General features: G+C 38.4%; 15 protein-coding genes and 4 pseudogenes. 10 read left to right on the forward strand and 9 right to left on the reverse strand.

The features are described from left to right. Positions 1-59: 59 nt before the first annotated feature. Positions 60-131: pseudogene (locus FNW02_RS39870) on the reverse strand (ArsR family transcriptional regulator); the annotation flags it as partial. A 1-nt stretch (position 132) separates the two neighbouring features. Between FNW02_RS39870 and FNW02_RS40090 the strand changes: the two are divergent. From FNW02_RS40090 to FNW02_RS06200, 3 pseudogenes are all read left to right on the forward strand, one after another. Then, positions 133-246, forward strand: a pseudogene (locus FNW02_RS40090) (IS701 family transposase); the annotation flags it as partial. Between the two features lie 178 nt (positions 247-424). Beyond that, positions 425-577, forward strand: a pseudogene (locus FNW02_RS06195) (ISL3 family transposase); the annotation flags it as partial. Positions 578-705: 128 nt separating this feature from the next. Beyond that, positions 706-2115, forward strand: a pseudogene (locus FNW02_RS06200) (ISNCY family transposase). Positions 2116-2464: 349 nt separating this feature from the next. Here FNW02_RS06200 and FNW02_RS06205 read toward each other — a convergent pair. The 3 genes from FNW02_RS06205 to rppA form a co-directional block, all read right to left on the reverse strand. Further along, positions 2465-2635, reverse strand: a complete 171-nt coding sequence (locus FNW02_RS06205) for a hypothetical protein (RefSeq protein WP_191756673.1) — start codon at positions 2633-2635, stop codon at positions 2465-2467. A 1154-nt stretch (positions 2636-3789) separates the two neighbouring features. After that, on the reverse strand, positions 3790-5190 hold the full coding sequence (gene rppB, locus FNW02_RS06215; RefSeq protein WP_191756675.1) for a two-component system sensor histidine kinase RppB: 1401 nt from the start codon (positions 5188-5190) through the stop codon (positions 3790-3792). After that, the gene (gene rppA, locus FNW02_RS06220; RefSeq protein ID WP_191756676.1) at positions 5177-5929 is read right to left on the reverse strand and encodes a two-component system response regulator RppA; all 753 of its coding nucleotides are present in this window, start codon (positions 5927-5929) and stop codon (positions 5177-5179) included. Before rppA ends, rppB begins: the two co-directional genes overlap by 14 nt. Positions 5930-6865: 936 nt before the next feature. Here rppA and FNW02_RS06225 point away from each other — a divergent pair. The 5 genes from FNW02_RS06225 to FNW02_RS38440 all read left to right on the forward strand — a co-directional run bounded on the left by FNW02_RS06225 (position 6866) and on the right by FNW02_RS38440 (position 10498). Next, complete coding sequence (locus tag FNW02_RS06225; RefSeq protein ID WP_191756677.1) at positions 6866-7960, forward strand: cysteine synthase family protein; 1095 nt, start codon at positions 6866-6868, stop codon at positions 7958-7960. Between the two features lie 29 nt (positions 7961-7989). Then, on the forward strand, positions 7990-9318 hold the full coding sequence (locus tag FNW02_RS06230; protein ID WP_191756678.1) for a hypothetical protein: 1329 nt from the start codon (positions 7990-7992) through the stop codon (positions 9316-9318). A gap of 348 nt (positions 9319-9666) precedes the next feature. Next, a complete protein-coding gene (locus tag FNW02_RS38430; protein WP_225225467.1) occupies positions 9667-10101 on the forward strand; it encodes a transposase family protein in 435 nt (144 codons plus the stop codon). A gap of 15 nt (positions 10102-10116) precedes the next feature. Then, a complete protein-coding gene (locus FNW02_RS38435) occupies positions 10117-10335 on the forward strand; it encodes a hypothetical protein (protein WP_225225475.1) in 219 nt (72 codons plus the stop codon). Beyond that, a complete protein-coding gene (locus tag FNW02_RS38440; protein ID WP_263627720.1) occupies positions 10310-10498 on the forward strand; it encodes a transposase family protein in 189 nt (62 codons plus the stop codon). The genes FNW02_RS38435 and FNW02_RS38440 overlap by 26 nt, the downstream gene beginning before the upstream one ends. A gap of 521 nt (positions 10499-11019) precedes the next feature. On the opposite strand, the gene FNW02_RS06240 is transcribed toward FNW02_RS38440, so the two are convergent. From FNW02_RS06240 to FNW02_RS06265, 5 genes are all read right to left on the reverse strand, one after another. Continuing rightward, positions 11020-12654, reverse strand: coding sequence for an iron uptake porin (locus tag FNW02_RS06240; protein ID WP_191756715.1), 1635 nt, complete (start codon positions 12652-12654; stop codon positions 11020-11022). Positions 12655-12909: 255 nt separating this feature from the next. Then, the gene (locus FNW02_RS06245) at positions 12910-13395 is read right to left on the reverse strand and encodes a DUF2808 domain-containing protein (RefSeq protein WP_191756679.1); all 486 of its coding nucleotides are present in this window, start codon (positions 13393-13395) and stop codon (positions 12910-12912) included. A gap of 107 nt (positions 13396-13502) precedes the next feature. Beyond that, positions 13503-13988, reverse strand: a complete 486-nt coding sequence (locus tag FNW02_RS06250; protein ID WP_191756680.1) for a DUF2808 domain-containing protein — start codon at positions 13986-13988, stop codon at positions 13503-13505. A 284-nt stretch (positions 13989-14272) separates the two neighbouring features. After that, entirely contained in the window at positions 14273-14752 is a 480-nt protein-coding gene (locus FNW02_RS06255; protein ID WP_191756681.1) for a hypothetical protein, read from the reverse strand. A 754-nt stretch (positions 14753-15506) separates the two neighbouring features. After that, a complete protein-coding gene (locus FNW02_RS06265) occupies positions 15507-16445 on the reverse strand; it encodes a hypothetical protein (protein ID WP_191756683.1) in 939 nt (312 codons plus the stop codon). Positions 16446-17423: 978 nt separating this feature from the next. Between FNW02_RS06265 and FNW02_RS06275 the strand changes: the two genes are divergently transcribed. Both FNW02_RS06275 and FNW02_RS06280 read left to right on the forward strand, forming a co-directional pair. Continuing rightward, on the forward strand, positions 17424-18104 hold the full coding sequence (locus FNW02_RS06275; protein WP_191756685.1) for a DUF305 domain-containing protein: 681 nt from the start codon (positions 17424-17426) through the stop codon (positions 18102-18104). 460 nt (positions 18105-18564) lie between these two features. Then, positions 18565-18759 (forward strand): heavy-metal-associated domain-containing protein, encoded by a 195-nt coding sequence (locus FNW02_RS06280; protein ID WP_191756686.1) that lies wholly within the window; start codon positions 18565-18567, stop codon positions 18757-18759. The last annotated feature ends 71 nt before the right edge of the window (positions 18760-18830 follow it).

Genomic DNA, 18830 nt, shown 5'->3' on the forward strand with positions numbered 1-18830 from the left:
TATAAATTAGTAATAGATTTCATATAGTTTGCTTTGAACAGGGGTAGTTGGATGTTTATTTAATAAGCATTTCGCCCTTCTCGGCGATAGCTGACTAAACGCATATCTTTCAATAATCGCAGTTGATGACAAAAAGATTTAGCTTATAAAACTGGTCAAACGATCTATCAAATTAAGCATGGATTGTTATCAAATTATTTGGTTCAGCAACTAAAACGTCCCGACATAGCCATGTCTATAATTTAGGGTTCTTACGTTACTTTTATGGTGAGAATGAAAATTGGCTCAATTTTCATTCTCACCATTTAGTATATTCGATGTCTGAAGTTGAGATACTGCAATAGGTTACAAATTTCAAAATCCTATCAAATAGCACAGATACTACCATATAAATGGTAACATCATAAATTTTTATGCAAGCGCTATGAAATTTCCCGTAGATAAAATTCTGAATCTCCCAGAGATGAAAGTGTTAGACTCTTAAGAAATTGAAGGCATGGGAATAGTTATAACAATAGAGAAATCTGTGAATTATTTTACTTGTTCCTCGTGTAGACAAATTACTCACAGTATATATTAAAATCATTGTGGCAATGGGGTGGGAGGATATTCACCTGCATCTAGTCTAGTTCGCGGTGCGAAACCCAAAAGCCTTACAGTGATTGAGATAGGGAAAAATGTACTCAATCGCAAGGCAGACTTGAGGTGTTACGGAAAAGATATCACATTGACCGGGAGTTCAACATTATCTTGCAGTTGAGTGGTGAAATGGATGAGCAAATGACCCTGATTGATCATCTGCTCTGTGATGAAAAGCTCCTGGAGTTAACGTCAGCAGACTTTTCAAAACGTTATCGACTTTCAACTAAAACAGGAAGAAAATCAACTCCAGTAGAAGTGATATTAAGGATGCTAGCCCTGAAACACTGACGCTGCCTAAGTTACGAAAACACAATAAAAAATGTCAAAGAAAGTTTAATTTTGAGGCAGTTTTGTCGAATATATTTTAATCCTCTGCCAAATAAAAGCACACTGATCCGTTGGACGAACACTTTGAGTGAAAAAACTTTGGAGAAGATTAATCAAAGATTGACTCAAATTGCTACCCAGTTACAAATAACTCAAGGGAGAAAGATGAGGACAGATGGTACAGTAGTGGCAACTAATATTCATTTTCCTTCGGATAACAGTTTATTAGTAGATGGAGTAAAAGTTATTAGTCGCATTCTATCTCAAGCAAAGTCAATTATTTTAGCTAACTCTAAAAATATTAACTTGCAAATGTTTCGCAATCGTTATCGTACAGCTAGAAGAATATCTAGACAGATTGATAGTCTATCAAAAACGAGAAATGAATCTGGGAAGCAAAAAAGAAAACAAGCATACATAAAATTGATTGAAGTCACGAAAGCTGCAATTAAACAAGCTGAAAAAGTGAAGACAATTCTTGATAAGTCGGATGCCGTAAAGTCGCGGAAACTATTGCAAAAATGGGAAATTTTTCTCCCGCGTATAGAACAAGTTGTTGAGCAAGCATCTCGCCGAGTTTTAGCTCAAGAAAAAGTTAGCGCAGCGGAAAAAATTGTAAGTATATTTGAAGTGCATACAGATATTATATGTAGGGGCAAACCTAACCTAGATGTAGAGTTTGGGCGGAAGGTCTGGTTAGATGAAGTTGATGGTGGAATTGTAAGTAATTATCGAGTATTAAAGGGAAACCCTCATGATACTCAACAATTGGTTTCCAGTCTTGACCAACATATAGACAATTTTGGCTATCCCCCTAAACTAGTTTCTAGTGATAGAGGTGTTTCCTCTCAAAGCAATGAAAACTATGCCCAATTATTAGGAATAAAACAAGTTATATTGCCGAAAGGAGGTTATAGAAGTAAGCAACGAATTCAGCATGAAAGGAAGAGAAATTTTAGAAAGGGTCGTCATTGGCATAACGGCGTAGAGGGACGTATTAGTTTTTTGAAACGATGCTTTGGGTTCCAACGTTGTTTGTATAGAGGAGATATGGGATTTCAACGTTGGGTGGGCTGGGGAATAATCGCTCATAATTTGACTATTATCAGTCGATGTTTAGTTTTTCAGGCTAGGAATATTAACTAAATTTGTATTTTATAACCAGCCATAATCCCTTCATCAACATTACTTACTTTTCCCAATATTGAAATTATCTGATAATTTATTTGGCTGCCATTATCACTCTCCATGTTATCTCTTATTTTTGAGCTTTAATAATACTTATTCTTTATTTTATCGCTAGTTTCGCACCGGGAACTAGTCTAAACAGCAAAATTGAGATTACCGGGCGTAAATTGACCGAAAAAATGGGGTTTTGTGTCTGCTAATGCTCCTCAAAACCCCAAAAAATTATGTCATCTCAGGTAAGTGGAACTATTTCACATGTATGTCAGCTCGACTCCTACAAAACTACTCAGACCATAGCTTTCCTGACTTAGTACCAATGTTGGTACTTTTTACGTTTTTTGTCATGGTATTTTTTGGGATAATACTCGTAGTCTTTGTTTTTGTCGTAGTCGTCTTTGTGGTATCCCCCAGATAAAAGCTGCTGTTCCTGTATGGATAAATCCACAAGTAAATCAGACGTGATGATTGAATCAGACATATTTTTACCTCACTTACTTCATTGAGATTACACACCTACGCAAGAAAAACCAGGTGTGTAACACTACGCTTTCATTTTTAAACCCGTTTTATAAAGATTAAATTCTCCTAAAGTAAGAAAATAAAAATTTGTATTTTAGGCTATAGAGTTATACCAAATACTATCTTAAGCTATTGAAAAACTTTATACATGCTATTATAATCTGTTATTTTTTATTTGCCATTCTGACAGTAGTTTGATAAAAAATAAATCTGAATATATAAAGATATTTACATATTTTTACATACTGCTGAAATCTTTATTATGTAAGCTTTTTAGCTTATTCTATTACCTATCTTATCTATAAATCAAATAGTTGATGCATATCAAGATGAAATTAGGATGAAATTCTCGTATGTAATTAGTAAGAAATATTTTTAATGTCATTAGGCAGACGTAAACGCGCTGACAATTTCTTAAAGTAGGTGATTATGGACTCGAATCAAGTCACCAACATTACGAACTAAGCAAAACTAACCCAAACGCAAACAAGCTAAAGAATACTGCCAATCAAACGTTACAGCAGCCGAATTAGGTAATATGCACTTATTGCGAGTTATAGTATGAACAACATATCAAGAATTATGAACTATTTAATTATGTCCTAAAAATAGATTAGTTATATGAAAAACTTCATATACACTCTGATTAAATTCAGATTGATAAAGTAGAATTTAAGAAGTAAATTTCTAAAGGATTCCAAGGTACAGTTGTGGATAAAATAGTAGTTTTTGACTTTCATTTTAGTCATACAGATACATTTTTATATGATTTGACTCCAGCGCAAGTAGACACTGTATTGGGTGGTGTTGATACTTCTGATTATCCCTATAATGCTGCTTATATATTGAGTATTCATGATGGCATAAATCGTGTACAAGTCAACACTTACGGTGTAGGCAGCAGTTACAGAAATAAATATAGCTCCGTAAACAATTCCGATCAGGTTTTCATTAATTACTATCCGATTTAATTATTAGTAATTGATGTGGTTGTCTTGCAGACTTGAGTTTAGTGGGTCATCAACTTACAGTTCATGACCCACAGATAAAAATTTATTTTCAGATGGCTAAGTAGCAAGAAACGATCTAGCAGGTTTATATAAGTATCTGTTTTTAACGATACAATATTTTAAATGGGTAAATAAAGCGAACAGTTTTAAGTGGGGGTATATTAAAAGGTAGCTTGATAGTGAAAGTGCTGCCTTCACCTAAGTTACTTTGCACATCTATGCTACCGTGGTGTGACTGGATAATTGCTTGAACAATGGCTAATCCTAATCCAGAACCGCCAGTACTACGGGAGCGATCGCTACTCACCCGATAAAAACGATCAAAAATTCGAGTCACTTCGTGTTTTGGGATACCAATTCCTGTATCTTGAATTTTGATCACAGCACTATGGTCGTTGTGGTCTAAGAAAACCGTTACCTCCCCTCTTTTGGGTGTGTATTGAATTGCATTGACAATTAAATTAGAAAACAAGCGATAAAGCTGGTCAGAATTACCTATAACATTCAGGGGTTGATGCACTCGTATTGAAGATGTCAGCTTTATCCCTGCGGCAGTTGCCATCGCCTCAAACTCCTCAACTAAATCGCTAACAATATCATTTAGGGAACAAATTTCACGTTGTAACTTTTGGGCTTGTCTATCTATACGTGCCAACATTAATAAATCAACAACTAAAGCTGTTAGCCGCTGATTTTGACGCTGTATAGTTTGCAAAATATCCCGTGTCTCTTCAGAGTCTATTTGCGGCATTAAAAGTGCTGATTCTACCGTCGCACCTGTTGCAGCTAAAGGCGTTCGTAATTCATGTGCTGCATCTGCTGTAAATTGCTGAATTTGTCGATAGGATTGATAAATTGGCTGCATAGCTAATCCTGATAGCCACCAACTAGCACCAGCAATCATACCCATTGCAACTAACAGCCCGAATACCAAGACTAATTTCACACTGTCCAAGTAATGATTAAACTCTTGTAGACTTCGCCCTACTTGCATATATCCCCAATCTTGATAATTTTGGGTGTGCAGCGCTAGAGTAATTTGATGGTAATCTTTGCCCTTGCTGTCTTTGAGAAATTGCCAAGTTTTTTGATTAAAAACGTCAGATAATCCTTCTGGATAATAACCAGCAGTAGCAATTAATTTTCCAGAAGTATCAAAAAAACGTATATAGTAGCTAGTTTTAGTAACGATACCAAGAAGATGACGTTTAGAATCTGACTGTTGTTGAATACAATTAGTAGCTCCAGTTCCACAGTTATCTATATTTGGGAATAACTGATGTACCAATGGTTCTAAATGTCCAGGTGACTGTAGTTTTAGTTCGATACTATCGTGTAATGTTCCCGCTACAGACTCGATTTCACTATCTAAAGCCACCACATGGGCATGGAACACTGCTCGATAAAAACCGAAGGCACATAAGCTTAGAATTAAACCCATAACGATGGCATAATACAGAGCCAAACGAATACGGGTGAGCCGAAACAGCTTATTCTGATTCATTGTTAAGATTAAGACGATATCCCATACCGTGCAAAGTTTCAATCAAGTTAGGACAGTCGCTATTGGTGAGTTTGCGACGTAACAAACGTATTTGCGCCGCTACTACATTGCTACTAGATTCCGCGTTAACTTCCCAAATCTGATTACGAATTTGTTCGGTAGTAACAATTTGGTTGGGGTGCTTCATAAAATACTCTAACAGTTGGAATTCTTTATTAGTTAAAGGAATCCTTTGTTGTTCACCTATAGCATTTTGTCTTACAACTGTACTGTTGCCATAATCTAGAGTCAAGTTATCAACAGTCAATTGTTGTGGTTGAAAGTGCGGAGAACGACGCTGCAAAGCCCGCAATCGTGCCAGTAGTTCTATCATACTAAATGGTTTTACTAAGTAATCGTCAGCACCCGCATCTAGTCCAGCAACTTTATCTTCCATTCTATCTTTGGCAGTTAGCATCAAGATAGGAAGAGGATTTCCTTTGGAACGCAGTCTTTTGCACAATTCTAGACCAGTAATTCCTGGAAGCATCCAGTCAAGAATCGCTACTGTATATTGTGTCGAACGATTTTCTAAATATGCCCATGCATCATTACCATCCATGATCCAATCAACTAAGTACTTATGTTGATTTAGGGTGCGCTTAATAGCAGCCCCCAAATCTGGCTCATCTTCGACTAGCAGCATCCTCATATCAAATTGAGTAGTTAAAGGTTCGTTGTAAATTTGTGATGTAAGCATAGTTTGCAATAGGGATACCCCTATAAACAGGTTGACATTTAGATATGAAATTAGGATGAAATTCTTACAAATTAGGATTAAGCTATACAAGACATAACAGCAGTTTAGTATCTTGCAGATACATAATTAAGTAGAGCAACTTGCCAAAATAGGGTGTGAACTTAGTTTGAGGAGTTACAGAAACTAAGTTTTGCAAGATATCTAGTGAGTCAATAATAATTTTGACACGTAAATATGAAATTAAGATGAAATTTCAACTATAGGACTCCTATTTAATTTTTGAAATAACTCAGTACACCTCTACTTCCATTCTTTCTTGTTCCCTATTCCCAGTTAAGAGTTCACTCCTTACACAAACAATTTTAGAAATCAAAGCGGATTGCTATAGTTCAATAATATTTATAAGTTTTGTTGTCATTAATTAGTTGATATCTAACTAAGGTTAGTCTTTTCTCTCTAACTTAAGTTAGATATTATGCAAAATATATTATAATCAATGTAATTAATTTATACGTATTTAAGAACATTTTGTTGTTAATCTTTTATATCAAGACAAAGTTAATTAAATAACAATAAAAAAACTATTAATACTGATTTTTGGAAAAGATTAAAGACCAAACAAAAAATTTCATCTTTATTTCATATTTATACTTCAATATAAAAAATAGGTCGATTCCATGATGGATCTCGATATTTTTGTGGACATCAGTTAAAAACTTGCTCAGGTAGTTATCATTCAGACCTAATTGATATTTACTTTTGGTCAAATTGAAACAGGTTTAGGCGGTGACGAGCTATACAAGGAATAGTCCTTATAATTCGTATCGTCAATAAAACAATGTAGTAGTGATATTGCAAATAAAAACCCGATCAAGTGAGCAAGTTCACGTAGTCATGATAATTACTACTACTTTTTAAATTTTTTGGATGGTAAATATGAATCAGCTTGCAAAATCTTCATCATTCGAGAACATTTCTAACTGTCAATGGAACAATCATAGTAAATGGAAAAAAATTACTGTCGGTGATGTTACCGAGGCAATAGGAAATGTACCGATTGTAAAACTCAAGAATATTTCTCCTGTATGTATTGTCTCAGAATGTTTCTTGAAGTTAGAGAGCTGCAATCCAGGAGGGTCTATTAAGGAGAAAAATGCAGTCTATCTCGTGACGCGTGCAGAGGAGGAAGGGCTTCTTATACCTGGTGGTACGATTATCGAGTCAAGCTCAGGAAATTTCGGTGTTGGCCTGGCTATGATAGGAGCAGTCCGAGGGTATCGGGTCATAATTGTTGTCGATGCAAAAACTGCTCCACCTTTTAGACGAATGCTGAAAGCATACGGTGCTGAACTTGTGGATGTACCCCTACATGAGGCAGACGAATCAGGCTCTATGCAGAAGGCAAGAATGAAACGAGCGCGTGAGCTTGCCGCAACCATTCCTCATGCTTGGTATCCATGTCAGCACTTGAATCCTCTGAATACTGAGGCACACTCATATTACACTGCGCGTGAGATTGAAGCTCACTTTTCCTCCAACCTTGATGCTGTAGTAGTCGGTGTTAGCACTGCGGGACAAATAATGGGAATTGCTCGTTATCTTCGACCGCGATTTCCAGAAATACGTATTGTTGGCGTTGATGTTGAAGGTTCAGTCATTATGGGAACCCCAGCAAAACCATACAAGATGACGGGTGTTGGATTATCGTTCTTTCCACCTAATCTGGAGCTTTCGCTGCTTAATCGTGGTTACGTGGTGCCAGAGGCGATCGCTTACTCCGTGTGTCATGCACTCGCACGTCGTGAGGGTTTGCTTCTTGGTGCTTCCACAGGGGCAATTGTGGCTGGTGGCTTACATCTGGCGCGCTCTCTTGGTGATGGTGCGCGAATTCTGATGATCAATCCAGACGGAGGCGATCGCTATCTTGAAACAGTCTACGACTCCAATTGGCTTGACCATAATCGATTCACCCTCAAACAGGGAGAGCATCTTGATGATGCGATCGCCTCATTGACTCCTCTGTATTTTTAGTGACTCATTATATAGTGCTGAAAAATTTCATGAACACCTCACCCCAGCAGGAACAGGAAGGTAATAAAATAGCTTCCCAGCGATCGCTATTGATGTTACTCGCTCAGTTCATACCTCTTTCCTTAACTGATGTGGCAATGACTCTCGGCGATCCACTTCAGACTGCTGCACTCAGTCGCCTGGCCTTTCCACAAGAGACATTAGCCGGAGTTGGGGTAGTCAAAGGGGTTGCCGTATTTCTAGAAAGCCCCATTATCATGATTCTTCACGCCTCAACCGCTCTTGGAGGGCAAGTCAAATCTCGCCGCGCACTTTGGCAATTTACAGTAATTGCAGGACTTTCTCTCAGTGGCATTTTTCTTTTACTCACTTGGAAGCCTTTGTATAACTGGCTTCTTTTAGAGGTATTTGGCGTTAGCCCATTTATTGCAGCGCAAGGGAGAACTGCTTTTTTATTGATGTTCTTGTGGCCTTTCGTTATTGCTTGGCGACGATTCTTTCAGGGGTTGCTTATTCGCGCTCAAAAGAGCGTAGCTGTAGGATGGGCAGGTGTGGCGCGATTGACTTGGGTAATTGTGGCACTGGCAGTGGGGGTTAGTCTTAGAAGTGACGGGGCCTTTCTTGCAGGTATTACCATGATGGGAGCCATACTTATTGAAGCAGTATTGGTCACATGGTTTTGTTTGCGTCTTGGCATTATTTCTATTCTTAAAGAGGAAGTAGATTCTGAAACTAAGAAACTGCCTAAAACCTTTCGAGGAGTCACATTTTACTATCTTCCTTTAGCCTCAACAATGCTTATTGTTTGGGGTGCAAGGGCAATACTCTTAAGTCTGATTGCTCGCTCATTCGATGGCAGCCTTGCACTCGCTGTATGGCCCGCTGCTTGGGGATTACTTCTTTCGATCGCTAACGGTACACGCATGATTCAACAAGTGGTAATTTCTACTTATGAAGAAACTTCTAGGCGTACACTTGTTGCTTTTGTGGTTCTTGTGGGTTTAGGCTTTACTGTGATACCAATTTTTCTTGGGTTTACGGACAAAGGATTCTTATTACTTGGTCAGTTTTTGGGAAATAATACATCTCTTGTTGAAGCGGCTCGTCCAGTTGTACAAATACTGTCATTTTTCCCTCTGCTCTTAGCACTGCAAAATACGTTTCAAGGGCTGCTGATTCACCGCGCAAAGAACTGGTTCATCAATCTTGCAACATTAGTTGCCGCAGCTTTCACCCTGATAGTATGTGGAAGTCTGATCTTTACTAGACATAATGGAGCGACTTCAGCAGCGTATGGAATGCTTGCGGGTACTATCAGTGAAATTATAGTGCTTTTTTTCGCACTGCAACGTAAATAAGAGGGTCAAAATACGGGCAGTACTTTTTCCTTGCAGAAGGATAGGAAATTGAAAAAATTTAAGTCTTCTGCATTTTTGATGAAAAGAGATATACTTTGCGATCGCACTATATAAACTACTGCAACGTTGAATAATTTATAGAAGAAAAGGAGCGCTATAGCTTCTCTTCTCTACGAGAGGCTGCGCCAACAAGACGCTACGCGAACGCTCGCCGCAGACATCACACTCCTTTTGTTACTTTGGTAATTTTAAGCAGTAGACCTCCTGCATGAATAGTGAGACGGTGTGCCAGTTGGCGATCGCAGATAGCACAATGAAGGTAGTGGGAGCATCTGCGTGGAGGAAAAAATGGCTGACAGCGAGCTACAACCGCTCTCGGATAGTGAGTTCAAACGTTTGTGTGGGGTCAGTCGAAGTACCTTTACTGAGATGGTAGAAGTGTTGCACCCGCATTTGAACCGCCAAGGACGGCGGGGTGGACAAGCCAAACTGAGTGTAGAAGATCAACTACTGGTGGCGTTGGAGTATTGGCGTGAGTATCGCAGTCAGTTTCATATCGGAGTGAGTTGGAGGTTACACGAAACCACAGTTGGGCGAATTGTGCGAAAAGTGGAAGACTTGCTGGTTAAGTGTGGTAAGTTCCGGCTACCCAGCCAGCGACAATTGTACCAACCTGGGTGGGAATGGAAAGTCATGGTGGTTGATGTAGGGGAGATAGCAATCGAGCGGCCTAAAAAAAACAGAAACGCTACTATAGCGGCAAGCACAAGCGTCACACCCTGAAAGCGCAACAAAAGCGTGGAGTTTGAAACGGGACAAATTATCTGCACTGCCGTAGACACTGGCAAAACCCATGACTTTAAGCTGCTCAAACGCAGTCGCTTGCCGTTTGTCTCATCGCAATTGTGTTTAGCTGACAGAGGCTATCAAGGTTTTGCTCCCATGTCATACCGGAGCTTGTACCCCGACCAAAAAACCTCGCCAGCAACCGTTGCCAAAGGAAGAAAAGCAGCATAATCGAGCCTTAGCCCGACTGCGGGTGCGAGTTGAACATGCAATTCGCCGCTTCCAAATTTTTCGCATTTTCTCAGGACGTTATCGCAACCGTAGAAAGCGGTTTGGGTTACGCTTCAATTTAATTGCTGGGTTGCTCAACTATGAACTGTCACATGCTTCTTGATTCGTGCAGGAGGTCTAGTATTACGTGTGGTAAATTTAATAAGATATACGCTACTACTATCAGCTAATTAAATAGTCTTAGTGCCGTATAACTCCTAAAAATCCAATAATTATACTTAAAAGCATACAAGGTTCATTTTCAGTTAATTTATATAATCTTTTATTATTTATAATAAAACTAAAGCAGTGAAATATTAATAGCTATAAAAAACTCAATAGACTCCATCGCCATAAATCATTATAAGTTGGTGTGAGTGAAAGTCAGTTAAATAAGTTACGGAAACTAACTAACTGCTAGCAAGAAATCTATTGAGTTATTTTCTATTGTGACAAATAAGTATGAAATTAAGATAAAATATCAAACTGTATGAGAAAATTTATAGTTACCTAAATAATACAACACCCTAATTAAAGATTAAGGTGTTGTATTCGACACATAATACTAGACAGAATTAAAACTTGAAAACAGTTCTAGGTGTACCAAGGACAATATTGTTGTTGAAATCATGATGATTAGCAGTTTTAGAAAGTGAAGGTGGTACGCAGTGTACCAACGTAAACGGTATCGTTTGTGTCATTATGCTCAGGATTGAAGATGACCAATAAACCGGGGGTAACGGCAATATTGTCAGTGAGTTGCAGTTTGTACAGCCCCTCCAGGTGATAGGATGTGCCGTCATCTTCACGACGTACACCGTTTGCCTGGATAAAATCGTTGTCAGTCGCTTTAGGTGGTTGACCAAAAATAAAACCAAGCACGTTACCTTCTTTGCCAAAGTCTCTGAAAGCAAGGGTAGCCGCCCAATAGTTAAAGTCTGCTTCATCGCCCTGTTGAGCACCACTCTTAGCTTGTGCATCGCTGAGACCATACCAACCACCAATAGTAATATTAGGGCTTGGTTTGAAGCTAGCTTCTACACCGTAGTGGTTAGCAGTCAAAGCAGCACCTTGGAAGGGATTATTTGCATAGACGCTGCCTGTGGAGCTAAATAAGTTAATTTGTCCTCCATTTTGGTAGGTGCGGGCGTAGGTTAAACCAATATTTAATGCCTGAGTGGGTTGGAAGGATATCTGACCGAAGGCTGCATAAGAACCATCGAAAAGACCGGAACCATTGCCAGGATCGTTAGCTCTGCCAGCTAAATAAGCTACAGATGCAGTGAAAGCTCCTTTGGGATTGAAGATTAGGGTTGCACCTGCACCGCCCTCTCCTTGACGATAAATAGGGCTGAACCGACCATAACGGGAAATAGAACCTTTACCACTGCTTTGAAGATCAGGGTTGAAGGTGTTGATGTTGTTTTCGTACAACAAACCACCAGCAGCATCAACCTGGACGCGCACTGCATCGCTCAGGTTAAAAGCGTAGTTAACTTTATCGATCAAAGCATCGTTATTTTCATTCCCGTCAAACGCCAGACGGGTCATGTTTGTACCTGTTACACTCGTACCGTATGGGATAATGTTCCGGCTTTGGATACGAATTTCCAAATTGTCTTTTCCAGTGAAGCTAGAGTTGAATCTCAGACGAACCCGGTTAGCAAAAATAGTATTGGTGTCTAAGTCGGGAGCCGTAGCCTGATCAACACCAGAAGGAACCGCCCTCTGATCGCTGCCAAAAACATCAGAGATGTTAAAAATTGCTTCTCCAGTCAGCTTGGTAGTAGTGGAAAATTGATTAGCTTCTAGATCAGAAGTACGAGCTTCTAAGGAATCCACACGACCGCGCAGAGTTGCTAGTTCAGCGGAAAATTCTTCTTGTAAGCGTTGTAAGGTAGCTAAATCTTGCTTAGTTACCAAGTCAGCTGTAGCAGTGGCAATCAATTCGTTAACTCGGTCTAAACAGGCATTCAAACCTGCGGCAAATTCGTAACGGGTCAAAGCGCGATTACCACGATAAGTGCCATTCGGATAACCTGCAATACAACCGTAGCGTTCAACTAAAGACTGCAAAGCTTGGAATGCCCAGTCTGTGGGTTGCACGTCAGAAAACTGAGAAACTGATGTGACTTGACCGAAGTTGTCTGATTGGGCAGTCAACTGGTCTACAGTTATTACCTGCTCATTAGCTTCAACTGCTAAGGCACTGTTAGCAGCAAAAAATGTAGCGGCAACAACTGGACTGAGCCTTAGAACATTCCAGAATGGCTTGGTCATGATTCTTTTTTCACTCACACCTAAATTTGATTCCGACATGATTTCTTGTCTCTTCAAACCTGAAAATCTATTTACAGGATTCACCCCTATAACTAGATTCTCAGAGCATGATGAAATTAGGATGAAATCACAGGTTAATGATAGGTTAATGAATCAAAAAACCATCAAACACGCATCTATCACAATTTACATCCCTACTTCTGTCAACATGACATCCCTAGACACCAGCTCCTTACACTCTAAGAATTGCTCTGCCTAAGGGTAGGTCTGAATCAGAGCTAGACCAAGTGGAATTTCTTGCGTGAATCCAACTTGATTGGCATAGACTTGGTACTGCCAAGTTGCACCATAGCCTGGTTCATAGGTTTGAGTATTGACTCCTCTCATTAAAATTGAGAGCTTTGTCTCAGGGTCTATTGGTTGTGAAAAAGCTACAGTAGCTTTTTGTCCATTCATAGAAACTGTCGTGGGAATTTTTTGCCCTGATTGATTTTTTACCTCAATTCCTCTATCAATTTTCACTCCTTTAGGCAAATTAATTGTAAGTCCTGCTAGAGGTTTCCCTTGTACATGGACTTCAAATTTATGAGTAGCATCTGTGGCATAAGTAGTATTAGGAGTAGCAGCACTTTTCATTAAATGGGAAGCGCTAAAATCACCTAGTTTACCGCTAGCAAAAACAGCATCAACTGAAGATGTGAATGCTACTGTGAATGCAACAGCATAAATCAAACTTTTCATTTTGATTCTCCTTAAAAGTTAGTTCAATTTACTTTCTATTATCAGTTTGACATTCATAAATGAAATTTCAATGAAATCCCATAGTTTTTCAGTAAAAAAAGGTTGCATTAGTAAGTACGAAACCAAGCAACACCTATGGGAATTTCTGCATCAATGCCAACCTCTCTAGCTGAGAATCTGTAGACAGAACCATTACCAAGATTTCGTCTTTTTATTTTGTTAAGGTCAACATCAAACTTAGTGTTAGGAGCAACTGGTTCGGCGAAAGCTAGTAGTATTGTTTTATCGTTGATAGATACATTAGTGTTAATTTTCTGCCCCTTTTCATCCACGACATCGATGTCCTGAATGTTATTACTTATAGTTATATTATCTGGAACTTTGATAAGTAGTTGGGTAACAGCTTTGCTATTTTGGGAAACGTGTAAACGGAAAGTATGTCTAAAAATTCCCCAGCGTGTGGGAGGGAATTGTGAATTTCCATCAATATAGAGAACCCTACCATCATCTGTTCCAGCACTTGCATAGCTAGGAGCAATAATAGCTGTGCTACTCAGAGTCAACACAATGGCATAAATCAATGACCTCTTCATATTTATCTCCAAAATAATTAAATATGTTAGTTAAAGTGCAGGTTCATGCATTGTGAGTGAATCTGCTCTTAATAGATAGATCAAAACTTGGCAAAGCCATATTCAACTTGCCCTTTTATAAAGCAAAGCCGTTACTCAGAGAAGTAGGTAGTTAGCTTGCCCTTCTCAGGTTCAAATTGTCGGTGATGTTTTTGCTAAAGAGGTATGCTACCTCTATCTACTAGCATGACAAGTCAGAATGAAATCAAGATGAAATTTAAGCAATTATAGTTAGAATATATAAATTAAAATGTGGGAAATTGAGCTACACCTACAGGAATCTCTGTATCACTACCAACGACTTTGACGGAAAGATGGAAAATAGAAGTAGAATCAAGAGTTGATTGGTATACTTTGTTAAGATTTATTAGTAACTTGGTAGTGCTAGAAGTAACTGGTTCAGGAAAATCTATAATAATTTTTCTACTATTTAAAGAAACATTAATTTTGATTTTTTGACCTTTATCATCTAAGACATCAATATCATTACTTATAGCTACTGTGGATGGAGAATCAATAATTAGCTGGGAAAGAGCCTTACCTTTTTTAGGAACGTGTAACTGGAAGGCCAATTTAACTAGTTGCCAACCAGCAGGAGTAGATTGCATATTATTTTCAATACTAGCAACCTTATTATTAGTTATTTTCGCATTTGCATAGTCAGGAGAAATTAAAGCTGTGGTAGCCAGACTACATATAGCAGCATAAATCAATGTTCTCTTCATCTTGACTGTTAAATTAACAAACTATCTCAACTAGATTGCAGATTTATCCTTAGTGAATGAACCTTTACAAAACCAGTGTGACAGGTCACTATGAAATTAAGATGAAATAACTAGCTTGAAAAAATAAATTTAAGATTGCAAAGCAGAAGTTAACTTTTACACGCACTGTAGTATCACTAAAGCCGGAACGTTCTTCTGTGCCACCTCCTTTGGGTCTAATACGCACAACATTGTACACTTCCAGCATGACTTGCATACGTTATAATACCAAATTGCCTTTGGTTGCCATTCTGAGCGAAGCGTCTCACAGAAAAGAAACTCACCAAAGGTTTGGCTACACTGATTTTCGCTCATTTTTAAACAATACAACCTATCTCGATTTGGTATAAATGTTATTAGAAAAATTCCAGATAAAATTAAGATGAAATAAATTGCTTTACTTTCGCATGCGATAAAAAAATGGGCTTATAGTTGTACTAAAGCCCATCAGAGTTATGAAACATGAGGAGCATGTTCTTAATATTTATTATAAATAAATAAAATGAAATTAAGATGAAATTTTACAGTTTATTTGCTCATTAAGTTAGATTTATTCTAAAAAACATGATTATATAGTTTCACTTAATTAATAATATAAACTCAGGCTTTAAACCATACCAAAGTGGCACAACTCAAAAGCCTAAAATGACTATTAAACCATAAATTTAGACGACTAAATTTTAGTATGTGAGCATTAAGATAAAATTTGAGATAACTATTGTACGTCTACCCAAAAATCAGCAGTAATAATTCTCTCATTTCGATTAAATTGTCCCCAAATTTTATATTTTCCTGGTTTCGGGAAACTAGTTATGAAATGAACCTCAGCAGCTGGGGTATTTTTCATCGCATGAGCATGAATATAGTCTGCTTGTGTTAACGGCGATGACTGCTTGAGGATGACTAAATGTCCTCTTTCTCCCAAATAAGGTTTCAAATCTTTCAGCGGTTGGTTGCTAGCAGCATCTTGTAAGTTGAAAATTAAGTGAACTTCTTGTCCAGTTTTGATTGTGGGTTGAGATAATTTTAGATTAGCCTTAGTATTGCCAAAAATCTTTGTAGTAGTTAAATCAATCTTGGTTGCAGTTGGAGCATTCCCTGGAACTTCTGCTTTTAAGACCGAAACTTGTTCTGCTTTTCCTGCTACTTTATAATCGCTGAAAAGGCTGTAGCTGCCAGGATGGGGAAAATTAGTTTGGACTTCAAAGCGTCCATTTCCTTTATATATGGGATGAATATGATTAAAAGATTGAAGGTCATCACTGACAATAATTAGATGCATTAATTTTTCTTGGAACTGATCAAAATTAGCAATTGCTTTACCATTGTTGTCTTGCACTTCAATCACTATAGGTACAGGAGTGTTAGGAGTGATTTTGTCAGCAACAGTAAGTTTTGCAGTAGCGTTCGCAGATTCTAACTTGGAATGACCAGAATGCTCGTCACGGGAATTTTCTATATTGTGACTACTGTGAGGATTTTTCTCAGCTTTTGGTGTCTGGGAATTATCCATATTGTGACCCGCATGAGTATTCGCATTACTCACAGTGGTACCATTAGAGTTTGGTGTCTCACTCTTATTTACTTGTGAGGCGCAAGCTTGAGTGAGAACAAGAGTTGAAGTGATAGCAAGTGCAGTAAAAAAATCCTTCATTTTTCTCCAATTAGTAATTATAAGTTTGAAAAAACACCACAAATAGAATATTTCAGAAGTACAAAACTCCCATAAATAGTATACAAAGAAGTTTGGCTAGTTTACAGATGATACTTAACTAACCTATGCGTGAACATCCCGCTAATTCTCCTGGTGCTTGAACTTGGTCTAATTTTGTTTTGACAATAAGACCAAAACAGTATAGATAGTTCCAAGCCATATATTAACTTTTTCATAGACAAATGAAATTAACATGAAATTCTCATAACTTATTAGCTAAAGTTATTAGCATACCTAAATGAAATCAGCATGAAATTTAGGCATTTCATTAGGAATAAATTAGCATCATGTCATGAGGTAGATGCGCTTACACCAACAATTGCCTAGCGTGGACTATTAGAGGCATAACTACAGCTTCATACTGATTCATCTATTTAGCTTAGGGATAAAATTATGACTAAACTATGAATCTATCCTTGAAGCTTGCATTCAAGCTTGTTTAAAATGCCTGCATGACTGCGATCGCTGTGCTGATGCCTGCATATAGTATCTACGCCGAAACTTGTATTAGCGGAACTCCTCGGTAAAAAGATTCACTGTACAACTGTGTACGAAAAACATAACAGGGATCACTGTAAATTTTGCGCCCTAATCCTGTCGCTGCTGCGCCGAGTCCTGTTGGCAGATGGCAAAGGCCATGATACAGGACATTACACCGAGTATGGGAGAGAAGCGCGATCGCTAACTAAGTTGAACAATACCGCAAGATTGTTACTGCTACAGGTGTAACTTAACTCATCTGAAGTAAAAAAGCTGAATATATGCTACCCAATTTGCCTTTCATGTAGGGAAGGACAGATAGACGAACACTATCGTTTCTGACCAATTAAGGACACGTATTGACAACACCCAGCAAAATCTCTGATTGAGAGTTGACATTCTCTAAACCATTTATTTCCTTGAATAGAAGTCATTAAAATGAACAAAAAAGTTTTAACCTATAGTCTTGTTACTCTACTGACAGGCACCACTATCACAGCTTTTTCCACCATCGATAGCGCCAAAGCCAACGATCGCAATCAAGTGGAAGCTCCCAATCGAACGAACACAAGCCCTATGCATGGTGGAATGAACATGAGGGCTGAAGTGGATAAATCGTTTATCGAAATGATGATTCCTCATCATCAAAGCGCTAATGAGATGGCTCAGATGGCTTTGAGCCGAGCCAAAAGCCCAGAAGTTAAAAAGCTAGCTCAATCCATCATCTCAGACCAAACCCGCGAAATTCAGCAGATGCAGACTTGGTACAAGCAGTGGTATGGCAAAGAAGTCCCTATGAGTGGCATGAATATGGGTAACGGGATGGATGAGGCAATGAAGATTTCCATGCAACAGCAAGAGATGATGGATCGGGAAATGATGACAGCCCTACAAAATGCGCCTAACTTTGACCAGGAATTTCTTCGTCAAATGACTCGCCATCACCAAATGGCGACCATGATGGCTGGCATGGTTGGTAATAGTGCTAGGCATCCTGAGATTAGAAATTTAGCTCAATCCATTGCTAAGAGTCAAAGTGCTGAAATTGCTCAAATGCAGCAGTTACTCCAGGCGATGAATACTACTAATCAAAATACTCTTAACCGTTCAAGTAGTTAGTGACTTAATCTTTGCTAAGAAAACTGACATAGCAGAAAGCATTAATAGTAGGTGGGATAGCTACTGCCCACTTAGCCTCGTTAGTAGGGAAATCAGGTGCAATGACTGTGATTCTCGCCGCAGATGCTTTGGGCGCATTTCATCCAATACTTTTGAAATCTCTCAAAAGAATTTGGCAAAATCTCTTGACTCTCTAGTTAGCTGGAGAGTCTAAGATGAATTTATTGAAGTAAGACATTTCAAATAACCTAAAGCTGTTGCAGTTCGTGTACTTCCAGTTACGCCAAACAATGGCTCATACAAGTAGGGATGATGTCTTATGAAACGATGTCTACTTTAAGGAGCTACGCCTACCTAACTCTGGTTATCGTGCTAGCTAAAGCAGTAAACCATTGAGTCTTCAGCTCCTGATTTTTTTAACTCCATCTTTTTACTATCCAAATTCAAGGTTTTTAACGTTATGACACTCCAACTAAAAGTTCCTAACATGGCTTGCTTCGCCTGTGGAGACACCATTACTAAAGCGGTCAAAACAGTTGATTCTACTGCTACGGTTCAAGCAGATCCAAAAACAAAAGTTGTCCTTGTAGACACAAATGCTTCCGAAACAGTTATTAAAGAAGCAATTACTACTGCTGGTTATTCTGTCACTTAAAAGCTATTAACAAAAAATAGAACCAGCGAACAGAGCAAAGTAACGCTTAGTAAAGTTGCTTAAAAAGGACA

It is taken from the genome of Komarekiella delphini-convector SJRDD-AB1, assembly GCF_014831675.1.
GTDB lineage: Bacteria > Cyanobacteriota > Cyanobacteriia > Cyanobacteriales > Nostocaceae > Komarekiella.

Excerpts from the sequence above, each read along its gene's own strand:
- FNW02_RS06250 (WP_191756680.1), bottom strand. The coding sequence starts at position 13,988 with ATGAAGAGGTCATTGATTTATGCCATTGTGTTGACTCTGAGTAGCACA.
- FNW02_RS38430 (WP_225225467.1), top strand. The coding sequence starts at position 9,667 with ATGGCTGACAGCGAGCTACAACCGCTCTCGGATAGTGAGTTCAAACGT.
- rppB (WP_191756675.1), bottom strand. The coding sequence starts at position 5,190 with ATGAATCAGAATAAGCTGTTTCGGCTCACCCGTATTCGTTTGGCTCTG.
- FNW02_RS06275 (WP_191756685.1), top strand. The coding sequence starts at position 17,424 with ATGAACAAAAAAGTTTTAACCTATAGTCTTGTTACTCTACTGACAGGC.
- FNW02_RS06205 (WP_191756673.1), bottom strand. The coding sequence starts at position 2,635 with ATGTCTGATTCAATCATCACGTCTGATTTACTTGTGGATTTATCCATA.
- FNW02_RS06255 (WP_191756681.1), bottom strand. The coding sequence starts at position 14,752 with ATGAAGAGAACATTGATTTATGCTGCTATATGTAGTCTGGCTACCACA.
- FNW02_RS06225 (WP_191756677.1), top strand. The coding sequence starts at position 6,866 with ATGAATCAGCTTGCAAAATCTTCATCATTCGAGAACATTTCTAACTGT.
- FNW02_RS06245 (WP_191756679.1), bottom strand. The coding sequence starts at position 13,395 with ATGAAAAGTTTGATTTATGCTGTTGCATTCACAGTAGCATTCACATCT.
- FNW02_RS06265 (WP_191756683.1), bottom strand. The coding sequence starts at position 16,445 with ATGAAGGATTTTTTTACTGCACTTGCTATCACTTCAACTCTTGTTCTC.
- rppA (WP_191756676.1), bottom strand. The coding sequence starts at position 5,929 with ATGCTTACATCACAAATTTACAACGAACCTTTAACTACTCAATTTGAT.
- FNW02_RS06240 (WP_191756715.1), bottom strand. The coding sequence starts at position 12,654 with ATGACCAAGCCATTCTGGAATGTTCTAAGGCTCAGTCCAGTTGTTGCC.
- FNW02_RS06230 (WP_191756678.1), top strand. The coding sequence starts at position 7,990 with ATGAACACCTCACCCCAGCAGGAACAGGAAGGTAATAAAATAGCTTCC.
- FNW02_RS06280 (WP_191756686.1), top strand. The coding sequence starts at position 18,565 with ATGACACTCCAACTAAAAGTTCCTAACATGGCTTGCTTCGCCTGTGGA.